Origin of the sequence: Nonomuraea sp. NPDC049400 (assembly GCF_044466425.1) — a bacterium.
Classification (GTDB): domain Bacteria; phylum Actinomycetota; class Actinomycetes; order Streptosporangiales; family Streptosporangiaceae; genus Nonomuraea.
Genome location: NZ_JBITMP010000020.1, coordinates 180,198 through 191,756, shown reverse-complemented (window position 1 = coordinate 191,756; position 11,559 = coordinate 180,198). Strand labels below are relative to the sequence as shown.

Below are 11,559 nucleotides of genomic sequence, written 5' to 3'. Positions count from 1 at the left end.
TTCACGCGTGCCTCGTTGTGGTCGGCGTCGATGAAGATCTGGCGCCCGTGGTAGCAGATCGGCATGGACAGCACGCCGAGCCGGCCGGGCAGCAGCGGGTCCAGCCGGAGCCCGTCAGGGCGCAGCTCCATGCCGAGGTAGCAGCGTTGGAGGAGGTCGAGCGTGCCGCCCATGGCGCCCAGGTGGATGCCCTCCGGGGTGGTGCCGCCCTGGACGTCCTTGATGTCGCTGTAGAGGGCCTCGGTGAAGAACCTCCAGGACTGCGCGCGGTTCGACCGTGCCAGCACCCAGGCGTGCACGACGGCGCTGAGGGTCGAGCCGTGGCTGGTGCGGTCCAGGTAGTAGGAGACCGTGCGGGGGATCAGGCTGCGTTCGGCCTGGTATCCGAGGCGTTCCAGGATGGCGAGCAGCTCGGCGCCGGTCAGCAGGTAGCAGAGCATGAGCGTGTCGGCCTGCTTGGAGGCCTTGTAGCGGTTGACGTCGTCGCCGTCGGCCTCCAGCGCCCGGTCCAGGCGCCGCACGCCGCGGTAGCGGCCCCAGTCGAGCTCCAGCAGGTCCGCGTACCCGGTGAACTGGCTGATCACGCCGTCGTGGAAGTCCACCCGCATCCGGCGGCTGATCTCGTCCCAGCGGGCCAGCTCCGCGGGGCCGGGCGCCAGGCCGGGCGCCAGCGCGGCGGTCTCGCGGGCGCGCATCAGCAGCCACACGGTCATGACGTTCGTGTACGCGTTGTTGGCCAGCCCCGGCACGGCGGCGCCCGGGTAGCTGTCGTGGTACTCGTCGGGCCCCATGACGCCGCGGATCTCGTACCGGTCGCCGTACCGCACGGCCAGCGAGGCGAAGAACCTGGCGATGTCGAGCAGCAGCTCCGCGCACCACTGCGGCATGGACCCGGTGGCCAGGTAGTGCTGCCACACGTTGTAGGCGATGGCCAGGCCGACGTGGCGCTGCAGCCGGGTGTGGTCGGGCAGCCAGCGTCCCGAGATGGGGTTGAGGTGGAGGGTCGGGGTCTCCTCGCGGCCGTCGCTGCCGCTCTGCCAGGGGAACATCGCGCCGTCGTACCCGGCCTCCCTGGCGGCGTCCCTGGCCTCGGGCAGCCGCCGCCAGCGGTAGCGCAGCAGGCCGAGCGAGATCTCGGGGAAGCGCAGGCTCATCCACGGCTGTACGAACAGCTCGTCCCAGAACACGTGTCCCCGGTACGCCTCCCCGTGCAGGCCGCGGGCGGGCACGCCCGCGTCGAGGTCGGCGGTGTGCGGGGAGAGCGTCTGGAGCAGGTGGAAGATGTGCAGGTGGACGGTCCTGGACAGCCTCGGGCCGCCCACGTCGAGCCGGGCGCGCCGCCACAGCCCCTCCCATGCGGCGCGGTGGCGGGCCAGCAGATCCTCGAAGCGGGGTGCGCGGCGCACGTGCCTGAGCGCCGACGAGCGGGGGTCGTGGGTGGCCGGATCGCGCGAGGTCGTCAGCGCCACGATCTTGGTGAGCGTCGCGGGCTCGCCCCGGGCCAGGTGCAGCACGTGGTCGGAGGACACGTAGTCGGGACCGGGCGACGGCCGCGCGCCGGTGACGCGAAGGCTTCCCGGAGCCAGCTGCGCGCCGACGGCGTGCGGGCTTGCGGGCGACGGAGGCGTGCCAGGCGCGTCGGTGTCGATCCTGGCGGCCAGGGCCACGTTGATGGACGAGCAGCAGGTGCTCGCCGTCAGCCAGGCCAGGTCGTCCTCGGAGCCGGCGGCGTGCCCGGCCAGGTGGTCGCCGCGCAGGGCACGGTAGCGGGCCACGCCCCGGTTCGAGACCCGCCCGTCCAGCGTGGCGCGCACGCGCATCGGCCCCGCCCAGTTCTCGGCGGTGAACGTGGTCTCCAGGGCCGCCAGGTACGGGTCCGCCATGGACACCAGGCTGCGCTGCCGTACCCGCGTGATGCGGCCCTCACCGTCGCGCCAGCGCAGCTCGCGCACCAGCACGCCCTTCCGCAGGTCGAGCTCGTGCCGGTACGCCGCCAGCTCGGCCCGCTCGGGCCGGAACCACGTGGACCCCGGCGTCGCGAACGTCAGCGGCAGCCAGTCGGGCATGTTGACGATGTCCTCGTTCGTCACGGTGCGCCCGGCGATCACGGAGTCGAGCCGGTCGTAGCAGCCCGCCACGTAGGTGCCCGGCGTGCGGTACTCGCCGTCGGGGGTGGCGCCCCGGGTGGCGAATCTGCCGTTGCCGAGCGTGCACAATGTCTCCCGCAGCCCCTCCCCTGCGGGGTCGAGGCCGTCGTACACGAGCGTCCAGGCGTTCATCGCCACCCCACGGGCACGCGGGGGCCTGGTCAGGCCGAAGGTGCCCACACCCGGACGCTACCCACGCACGCCCCGGCCAGCCCTCGCCCGAGCAGGCCGGCCGCGTGCGTTCGGCCGGCTCGGTCAGGGGCAGCCCGTCGCGCCGAAGGCCAGGAACGTGGTCCTCTCGCGCTGGTCGAAGTTGTCGTCCGAGCCGATCACGAGCGTGCACTCGCCGCTTGCCAGGCGCGGTCCCCAGGCCATGCTCTCCAGGTTCTGGACCGGCGGCCGGAACGCGCCGAGGTCGCGGACCAGCCGCTTGCCCACCGGCCGGTACGGCGCGCCCTGCGACAGGTCGTCCCTGTTCAGCACGTTGGTGGCGCCACGCAGGTCGATCTCGTAGAGCTTCACCCGGTAGTCCACGCCCTGGATCCAGGACCGCTCGAGCGCCAGGTAGCGGTGGTCGTCGATGGCCAGGATCTCCGACACCCCGGTGTCGGCATCCCCGTCGGGCGGGATCGGCGCGACGGGCAGCGGGTCGAGCGGGTAGGCGTACTGGCCGCGCACGGAGCCCCCGCTGCTCCACACGGTGAGCCGCGCGGGCGCGCCGCGCTCGACCGTGGGCACCGGCCCGTCCTCGTAGCGCGGGCCTTCGGTGACGGCGGCGATCCCGCGTGCGGTGACGGCGAGCCCCTCGAAACCGAAATTACGCCGTGGCCCGCTCTCGGTGTCCGTCAGCCGCAAATTCGCGGGCACGCGCAATTCGCCGACATTACGCCCCTGAATGTCCGCCGATCGCACCCCGGAGGGGGAAATCGGAATGGCCGGGCTCCTGGTGTCCGGCCTGTCCCCTTCGTCGCCCCACAGCAGCCGCCGCCGCCACGGGTCGTACCTGATCGACTCGGGATCGGCCGACCCCGGCTTGCCGTATGCCGGGTACGGCGTGCCGTCCGCCCTGGTCAGCGTCGTGACCCCGGTCAGCCGCACGCCGGTGAACTCCCCCGTCTCCCGGTCGATGTCCAGCCGGCCCGTGTAGAAGCGGGCGGGGTTGTAGCGCCACCGGTCGTCGGAGATGAAGTACCACGTGCCGGTGGCCGGGTCTCGGTCGATGCCCGACAGCCCGCCCACGGTGGTCTCCTCGAACCGCATCAAGTGCGGCAACCGCTGCTCCCCGAGAAAGCGCGTGATGCGCACGGGCTCCGCCCGCGCCGCCGAAGCGGGAGGGGCGGCGCCCGCCACCATCGCGAACACGACGGCGATTTCCATTGTTCTCCGCGCACGAACCATATGATCCCCACAATTCCCAAGGACCGGAACCGACGGAGAAAATGAAAGCGCGGATCACCGGCGAAGTCCACGGACAAATAACGGCACGCCGCCCATCAAAAGGGTCAAATCATTCCGAGAAAAGCGCGCGGGTATTCACTCAGGCGGCGGCACCGCCCGCCCCGCAGGAGCCGCCGCCCCGCTGGAGCCACGCCGCTAAAGACGGGTGCCGATGACCGCCGTGGCGTCCAGTTCCTCCGAGCTCGCCACGCGGGCGGCCAGCCCCGCGCGGGCGACGGCCTCGGCGGTCGCGGTCGCCTGCCGCTCGCTGGTCTCGACCAGCAGGTGGCCGCCGGGCGCGAGCCACTGCGGCGCTCCGGCGATCACCCGCCGCACGACCTCGAGCCCGTCACCTCCGCCGTCGAGCGCGACGAGCGGCTCGTGCAGCCGGGCCTCGGAAGGCAGCAGCGCGACCGATTCCGAGGGGACGTACGGGGGGCTCGCGATCACGATGTCGACCCGGCCCCGCAACGAGGCGGGCAGCGGCTCGTACAGATCGCCCTCGTAGACGTGGCCGCCGGCGAGGTTGCGCCGGGCGCAGCGCACGGCGGCGGGGTCGAGGTCGGTGGCGTACACTTCGGCCCGCTCCAGCCCCGCGGCCAGCGCCGCCCCCATCGCGCCGGTGCCGCAGCACATGTCGAGCACGACCGGCGTCCCGGCGACCCGGCGGGCCAGCGCGACGGCCTCCTGGATGAGGAACCCGGTGCGCGGCCTGGGCACGAACACCCCGGGCTCCACGACCACCCGCAGCCCGCAGAACTCGGCCCAGCCGAGGACGTGTTCGAGGGGCTCGCCGGCCACCCGCCGCTCGACCATGGCGGCGAGCTCATCAGGGGTGGCGGCGGTGGAGACGAGCAGGTCGGCCTCGTCCTCGGCGAACACGCAGCCGGCGGCGCGCAGCCTGGTGACGAGGATAGGGACAGATGACGAAAAAACCGACATGACAGCCTTTCGGGACGCCCATGGGCGCTCCCGCGATCACCTAGCCCCGGTCGCGGGGAGGGAGCACCCAATCTGACACAGCGTTGATGGGTCTCACCTCCTCAGGACGAACTTCCCGAGAGCGTACCAGAGCCCTTTCTCGCGCCCCGGCGGGGGCACCCGTGCACCCCTGTCCGGTACCAGGCGACTGCCGTTAGGGTCTGGATCACGACCCTGCGACCCCAGGAGAGCGGCATGAGCATCGCCCCGTACACCGTGACCGACCCCGTCGCCGAGCACGGCGAGGGTCCCGTCTGGTCGAGCCGCTGGGGCGGGCTGCGCTGGGTGGACATGCTGGCCGGTGAGGTGCTCACGCTCGACGCCCAGGGCAAGGTGCGCCGCCGCCGCGTGGGCAAGGTGGCCGCTGCCGTACGGCCGCGCGTGTCCGGCGGCTATGTCGTCGCCGCCGAGCGCGAGTTGCTGCTGGCCGACACCGACGACCTGGACGCCCCGCTGCGCTCCCTGGGCGAGGCCTGGACCGACCCCGCCGTCCGGATGAACGACGGCGGCTGCGACCCCGACGGCCGCTTCTACATCGGCAGTATGGCCTACGACGAGAGCCCGGGCCGCGGCTCGTTCTACGTGGCCGAGCCCGGCGGCGGGCTGCGGGTGGTGCTGCCCGGGGTGACGATCTCGAACGGCTTCGACTTCAGCCCGGACGGCGCCCTGGCCTACTACGCCGACACCACGACCGGCCGGGTCGACGTGCTCGACTACGACCCCGAGGGCGGGCTGAGCGGGCGCCGCCCGTTCGCCGTCGTCGATCCCGGGCAAGGGGCCCCCGACGGGCTGACCGTCGACGCCGAGGGCGGGGTGTGGGTGGCGTTGTGGCAGGGCGGGGCCGTGCACCGCTACGACGCGGGCGGCCGGCTCGACGCCGTCGTCAGCCTGCCCATACGGAAGGTCACGGCGGTGGCGTTCGGCGGCGAGAGCCTCGACCGGCTGTTCATCACCACCTCGGCCCTCGGCGTGGACCGCGCCGAGCAGCCGGACGCGGGCGCCGTCTTCGCCGCCGACACCGGGGTGCGGGGACGGCCGGTCCTGCCGGCCGCCCTGTGACGCCTCAGGCGGGGCGGTGGTCGCCGACGGCGCCGTCGATGAGCTCGCGCAGGATGTCCATGTGGCCCGCGTGCCGCGCCGTGTCCTCGATCATGTGGATGAGCACCCACCGCATGCTCACCGTCTCCCCCGCCCATGACGTGCCCGTCGTCTCCAGGTCCAGGGCGTTGATCGCCCGGTCGGCGGCGGCCCGCGCGCGCCGGTAGAAGGCGACGATCTGCTCGGTGCTCTCCTCGGGCCGGATCTCCATGTCCTCCTCCGGCGCGAACCACAGCGGCTCCGCCTCCCGCCCGAACGTCTGGCAGAACCATCCGTACTCCACCGCGGCCAGGTGCTTCACCAGGCCGAGCAGGCTCGTGCCCGACGGTGTCATGGGGCGCCTGGCCTGCTCCTCGTCGAGCCCGTCGACCTTCCACAGCACGGCGTCGCGGTGGCGGTCGAGGCTGGCGTGCAGGCTCTCCTTCTCGCCGCCGGTCAGCGGCACTCGTCTGCTCATCCGGCGACCGTAGCACCGGCCGCTAACCTAGATGCCCTAGGATAAATACTAGGATTCCTAGTTCAGGTGGAGGTGCCCATGGCTCGTGCCGGGCTGACAGCGGATCGGGTGACCGAGGCGGCCGCGGATCTGGCCGACGAGGTCGGGTTCGACAACATCACCGTGTCCGCGCTGGCACGCAGGTTCGGAGTGAAGGACGCGAGCCTCTACTCGCACGTCAAGAACCTCCAGGACCTGCGCACCCGCGTGGCCGTCCTATCCGCGCGCGAGCTGGCCGACCGGCTCGCCGACGCGACGGCGGGGCGGGCGGGCAAGGAGTCGCTGGCCGGGTTCGCCAACGCCTGGCGCGACTTCGCGCTGACCCGTCCCGGCCGCTACCAGGCCACCCAGATGCCCGTGGACCCGGCCGTCGTGGCCGCGTCCCAGGGGCATCAGCGCATCATGTCCATCACGTACGCGCACCTGAGCGCGTACGGGCTGCCCGAGCCCGACCTGACCGACGCCATCCGCCTGCTGCGCAGCACGTACCAGGGCTTCTTCGGGCTGGAGGCGGGCGGCGGGTTCCAACACGCGCGTGACCTTCAGGCGTCCTGGACGAAGATCCTCGACGCCCTCGACAACGCGCTGCGGCATTGGCAGGTTTCCGAACGACCCCCAGGAAACAATCATGAATCCGATCACTGAGCACGACATCCGCACGTCTTTCGTCAACTGCTCCAAGGGCGAGGCCCGCAGGCTCAACCTTCCGCGCGGCCTGGCGGAGTCACCCTGGCCCGACCTCGACTTCCTGGGCTGGCGCGACCCGGGGGCGCCGGAGCGGGCCTATCTGGTGGCCGAGCGCGGCGGCGAGCTGGTCGGCGTGTCACTGCGTCTGGCGCAGGAGGTGCGCAGGAGCTTCAGCAAGTCCACCCTCTGCTCGGTCTGCGTGACGCCGCACTCGGGCACCGGGGTCGCGCTGTTCGCCGCGCCCAGGGTCGGCGCCGCCGGCCGCCAGGGCAACACGGTCGGCGCCTACATGTGCGCCGACCTGGCCTGCTCGCTCTATGTGCGCGACAAGAAGCAGACCGAGCTGGGCACGCGGTTCGAGTCGCTCTCGGTCGAGGAGCGGATCCTACGGGCGGCCGCGAACCTGGACGGCTTCCTGGAGCGCGTGCTGGACGGCACCGTGGGCTGACGGGAATCGCCCCAGCTTGGCGGCGGGCGGCGTTCAGCGCGCCCGCGGTCGGGAAGGGCCGTCCGGCCGTCGTCGCCCGCGTTGCCGTTCGCCCGGAGAACGGGATACCGTGAACATTCAGATGATGACATCATCCGAATTTACAGGAGCGGCGATGACCGATGTGCCCGAGATCGACCTGACCGATCCCGCCGTGCTGCGCGACCCCTTCACGGCGTACACCGGCGCCAGGGAGCGGTCGCCGGTGGCGCGGCTGCTGGCCCCTGGGTTCGGGCCGTTCTGGGCGATGACGCGGCACGAGGAGGCCAGGGCGATGCTGAGCGACCCGCGACTGGCCACCAACGAGCACAGTTACCAGCGGCCCGACGTGCCGGAGCACTGCCTGCCGTACATGCGGACCATGTCCGAGATGAACGGCGCCGAGCACGCCCGGCTGCGCAGGCTGGTCGCGCCCGCGTTCACGCCGCGCAGGGCGGCGGAGTTCGGGCCGCGGATGGCGGCGATCGTCGAGCGCCTGCTGGACGAGCTGCCCGCGCGAGCGGATCTGCTGGCGGACTTCGCCCGCCCGCTGCCGATCGAGGTGATCTGCGAGATGGTGGGCATCCCCGTCGCCGACCGCCCCAAGTGGCGCGAGTACGGCGCCGCGGTCGTGGCCGGGCACGGCGCGGGCTTCGCGGACGCCATCCCGCGCATCCTGGAAGGCGCCGAGGCGGCGGTCGCCAGGGGCCGGGAGGAGCCCGGCGAGGACCTGATCTCCGACCTCGCCCGCGTCATGGAGCAGGACGGCGACCGCCTGTCCGACACCGAGCTGGTCACCATGGTCTGGACGCTCGTCCTGGCCGGCCAGACGCCCACGAACCTCATCGCCAACGCCGTCGCCACCCTGCTCTCCCACCCCGATCAGCTCGCCGCGCTGCGCGCCGAGCCCGCCCTGATGCCGCGGGCGGTGGAGGAGCTGACGCGCTGGTGCGGGCCGCAGCTGCTGACCATCCCCCGCTTCACCACGGAGGACGTCGAGATCGGCGGCGTGCCCATCCCCAAGGGTGTGCCGGTCACGGCCTCGATCGCCTCCGCCAACCGCGACCCGCGCGCCTTCGACGAGCCGGACCGGCTCGACCTCCGGCGGGAGCCGTCGCCGCATCTCGGGTTCGCGCACGGGCCGCACTTCTGCGTCGGCGCGTCGCTGGCCCGCGCGCAGACCGCGATCGCGATCGGCGCCCTGCTGCGCCGCTTCCCCGAGCTGGCGCTCGCCGGGGAGATCGAGCACACCCCCGACCCGGGCACCTGGCGCCTGACGTCGCTGCCCGTCACCCTCTGAGATGGCGCGCACCGGCAAGAGCGGCGGGCTGCGCTGCTCGTTCTGCGGGAAGGGCCAGCAGGACGTGCGCAAGCTCATCGCGGGCCCGCCTTCGGTCTACATCTGCGACGAATGCGTGGTGCTCTGCACCGAGATGGTGGCCGAGGACGAGCGCGCGGAGTCCCGCCCCGAGCCGCCCAGGCCACGGGAGATCCACGCGTTCCTCGACCAGTACGTGGTCGGCCAGGAGGAGGCGAAGCGGGCCCTCGCGGTCGCGGTCTACAACCACTGCAAACGGCTGCGGGCGCCGTCGGACGAGGTGGAGCTCGGCAAGTCGAACGTACTGCTGGTCGGCCCGACGGGCAGCGGCAAGACGCACCTGGTGCAGACGCTCGCGCGGATGCTGGACGTGCCGTTCGCCGTCGCCGACGCCACCGCGCTCACCGAGGCCGGGTACGTCGGCGACGACGTCGAGAACCTGCTGCTCAAGCTCATCCAGGCGGCCGGCTTCGACATCGCGAGGGCCGAGACCGGGATCGTCTACATCGACGAGATCGACAAGATCGCGCGCAAGGGCGACAACCCGTCGATCACCCGCGACGTCTCCGGCGAGGGCGTGCAGCAGGCGCTGCTGAAGATCCTGGAGGGCACGGTCGCGAGCGTGCCGCCGCAGGGCGGCAGGAAACATCCGCACCAGGACTTCCTGCAGATCGACACGACGAACGTGCTGTTCATCGCGGGTGGCGCGTTCGAGGGCCTCGAGGAGATCATCGGGCGGCGGGTCATGCGCAGGCGCGCCGGGTTCGGCGCCGGGCCGCACTCGGCGGAGGGGGAGCTGCTGTCCCAGGTGACGCCGCGGGACCTGGTGGCGTACGGGCTGATCCCCGAGCTCGCCGGGAGGCTGCCGGTGGTGACGGCCCTGCGGCCGCTGGATCACGCGGCGCTGATGCGGGTGCTCACCGAGCCGCGCAACGCGCTGATCAGGCAGTACCGGCGGCTGTTCGAGCTCGACGGGGTGGAGCTGGAGTTCGACGAGGGGGCCGTGGCCGCCGTCGCCGAGCAGGCGCTGCTGCGCCGCACGGGCGCCAGGGCCGTGCGCGCGATCCTCGAAGAGGTGCTGCTCAACGTGATGTACGAGGTGCCGGGCCGGGACGACGTGGCGCGTGTCGTGGTCACCCGCGAGACGGTGCTCGACCACGTCAACCCGACCCTGGTGCCCCGCGACCGCCGCGACGGGGAGCGCCGCGAGAAGTCCGCCTGAGGCGCCGGCCGGCAGCGCCTTGTGCGCATGTCAGGACTCCTTCCCGACCAGGACGCGGGGCGTCACGGTCAACCTGCGGGCGGGCTGGAACTGGGCCGCGATGAGGGCGGCCAGGACCACGACCGCGCCGAGCACCTGGGCAGGGGCGAGCTCCTGTCCGAGGACGAGCCAGCCGAGCGCGGTCGCGACCACCGGGCTGAGCAGGCCCAGGAAGGTCACCTTGGTGGCCGTCAGCAGCCGCAGCCCACGGAACCACAGCGCGTAGGCGAGTGCGGATCCGATGACGGTGAGGTAGGCGTACCCGGCGAGGTTGGCGGTGGTCAGGGTGGCCGGCGGCGCGCCTTCGACGAGGAGCGCGACGGGCAGCAGCAGCAGACCTCCGGCCACGAGCTGCCAGCCGGTGGTGGCCAGCAGCGGCGCGGGCGACTGCCACCGCTTGCTCAGCACGACTCCCAGCGCCATCACGGCCGCGCCGCCGAGCGCGGCGGCCACTCCCACGGCGTCCAGCCGGGCGTCGGCCCGCAGCACGAGCAGGCTGACCCCGGCGACGCCCGCCACGGCGGCCACCACCGTGCGCGGGGTCAGGCGTTCGCCGAGCAGCCCGGCGGACAGCAGGGCGACCAGCATGGGCTGGATGGCCCCCACGGTCGCGGCCACCCCGCCCGGCAGCCGGTACGCCCCCACGAACAGCAGCGCGAAGAACACCCCGATGTTCAGCGCCCCGAGCACCAGAGCGCGCCACCACCAGACGCCCTTGGGCAGGCTCCGGGTGACGGCGACGAGCAGCAGCCCGGCGGGCAGGGCGCGGATCACGGCGGCCAGCAGGGGGCGGCCGGGCGGCAGCAGCTCGGTGGTGACGAGGTACGTGGTGCCCCATATGGCGGGGGTCAGCGCGGTCAGCAGGACGGTTCCCGTTTGATTTCTTAGCACTAAGACAAAGTAGCTCAGTACTAAGCTACTTGCCGCGTGATTTACCTCACCGCTAAGACATCTGTAGTCTGGGGTGGTGGCTGATCACGTCGACTTCATCCTTGAGCAATGGGCTGCCCAGCGTCCCGACCTGGACGTCTCCCCGATGGCGGTGATCGGGCGGCTGTCGCGGGTGACGCGGCTGATCGACGCCGAGCTGCGCCGTACGTTCACCGCGCACGGGCTGGATTCGGCGTCCTTCGACGTGCTGGCCACCTTGCGCCGCAGCGACCCCCCGCACCGGCTGACCCCCGCCGAGCTGATGCGCGCGTCCATGGTCACCTCGGGGGCGGTCACGCAGCGGCTCGACCGCCTGGAGTCCAGGGGCCTGGTGACCCGCACGCCCAGCGACGTGGACGGGCGCGGCGTCTACGTGACGCTCACCGACGAGGGACGCGCCCTGATCGACGGGGTGCTGCCGGACCACTTGGCGACCGAGGAGCGGGTGCTCTCGGCCCTGCCGAAGGAGGGCCGGGACGCGCTCGCGCATGGACTGCGCGAGCTGCTGGAGTCGCTCGGCGACACGACCGCACCCTCCTGACCAGACGCGGCCACGCCGCCGCAGCCACCTCGGCCACGCGCGGCCGCGTCGCCGCGGCCACCTTGGCCGGGGGCGTCAGCGGCGGCGCTGGCGCCGGCCAGACCCGGCGCCGCGCCCAGAACCCGCACCCTGCCCCGAACCCGCACCGCGCCCAGAACCGGCGTTTCGAGCCGAGCCCGCACCTCGCCCGGAACCCG

11 protein-coding genes are annotated in these 11,559 nt (G+C 72.5%); 6 read left to right on the top strand and 5 right to left on the bottom strand.

Annotated elements, in window-relative coordinates; all coding sequences use genetic code 11:
• The 3 genes from ACIBVN_RS30155 to ACIBVN_RS30145 all read right to left on the bottom strand — a co-directional run.
• The coding region (locus ACIBVN_RS30155) for a glycoside hydrolase family 65 protein (RefSeq protein ID WP_397142057.1) at positions 1-2,327 on the bottom strand (2,327 nt) is incomplete at its 3' end.
• A 75-nt stretch (positions 2,328-2,402) separates the two neighbouring features.
• Positions 2,403-3,524 (bottom strand): esterase-like activity of phytase family protein, encoded by a 1,122-nt coding sequence (locus ACIBVN_RS30150; RefSeq protein ID WP_397142055.1) that lies wholly within the window; start codon positions 3,522-3,524, stop codon positions 2,403-2,405.
• Positions 3,525-3,740: 216 nt separating this feature from the next.
• Positions 3,741-4,526, bottom strand: a complete 786-nt coding sequence (locus ACIBVN_RS30145) for a putative protein N(5)-glutamine methyltransferase (protein ID WP_397142053.1) — start codon at positions 4,524-4,526, stop codon at positions 3,741-3,743.
• A gap of 234 nt (positions 4,527-4,760) precedes the next feature.
• On the opposite strand from ACIBVN_RS30145, the gene ACIBVN_RS30140 reads away from it, so the two are divergent.
• The gene (locus tag ACIBVN_RS30140) at positions 4,761-5,624 is read left to right on the top strand and encodes an SMP-30/gluconolactonase/LRE family protein (protein WP_397142051.1); all 864 of its coding nucleotides are present in this window, start codon (positions 4,761-4,763) and stop codon (positions 5,622-5,624) included.
• 4 nt (positions 5,625-5,628) lie between these two features.
• Here ACIBVN_RS30140 and ACIBVN_RS30135 read toward each other — a convergent pair whose 3' ends face one another.
• Positions 5,629-6,120, bottom strand: a complete 492-nt coding sequence (locus ACIBVN_RS30135) for a DinB family protein (RefSeq protein WP_397142049.1) — start codon at positions 6,118-6,120, stop codon at positions 5,629-5,631.
• 78 nt (positions 6,121-6,198) lie between these two features.
• Between ACIBVN_RS30135 and ACIBVN_RS30130 the strand changes: the two genes are divergently transcribed.
• The 4 genes from ACIBVN_RS30130 (at position 6,199) to clpX (ending at position 9,852) form a co-directional block, all read left to right on the top strand.
• Complete coding sequence (locus ACIBVN_RS30130; protein WP_397142047.1) at positions 6,199-6,804, top strand: TetR/AcrR family transcriptional regulator; 606 nt, start codon at positions 6,199-6,201, stop codon at positions 6,802-6,804.
• Positions 6,788-7,294, top strand: a complete 507-nt coding sequence (locus ACIBVN_RS30125; RefSeq protein ID WP_397142045.1) for an FBP domain-containing protein — start codon at positions 6,788-6,790, stop codon at positions 7,292-7,294. Before ACIBVN_RS30130 ends, ACIBVN_RS30125 begins: the two co-directional genes overlap by 17 nt.
• Positions 7,295-7,448: 154 nt before the next feature.
• The gene (locus ACIBVN_RS30120) at positions 7,449-8,612 is read left to right on the top strand and encodes a cytochrome P450 (RefSeq protein WP_397142043.1); all 1,164 of its coding nucleotides are present in this window, start codon (positions 7,449-7,451) and stop codon (positions 8,610-8,612) included.
• 1 nt (position 8,613) lies between these two features.
• Positions 8,614-9,852, top strand: coding sequence for an ATP-dependent Clp protease ATP-binding subunit ClpX (gene clpX, locus ACIBVN_RS30115; protein WP_397142041.1), 1,239 nt, complete (start codon positions 8,614-8,616; stop codon positions 9,850-9,852).
• Positions 9,853-9,882: 30 nt separating this feature from the next.
• Here clpX and ACIBVN_RS30110 read toward each other — a convergent pair whose 3' ends face one another.
• Positions 9,883-10,782, bottom strand: a complete 900-nt coding sequence (locus ACIBVN_RS30110; protein WP_397142039.1) for an EamA family transporter — start codon at positions 10,780-10,782, stop codon at positions 9,883-9,885.
• A 76-nt stretch (positions 10,783-10,858) separates the two neighbouring features.
• On the opposite strand from ACIBVN_RS30110, the gene ACIBVN_RS30105 reads away from it, so the two are divergent.
• The gene (locus ACIBVN_RS30105) at positions 10,859-11,362 is read left to right on the top strand and encodes a MarR family winged helix-turn-helix transcriptional regulator (protein WP_397142037.1); all 504 of its coding nucleotides are present in this window, start codon (positions 10,859-10,861) and stop codon (positions 11,360-11,362) included.
• Positions 11,363-11,559 lie beyond the last annotated feature (197 nt).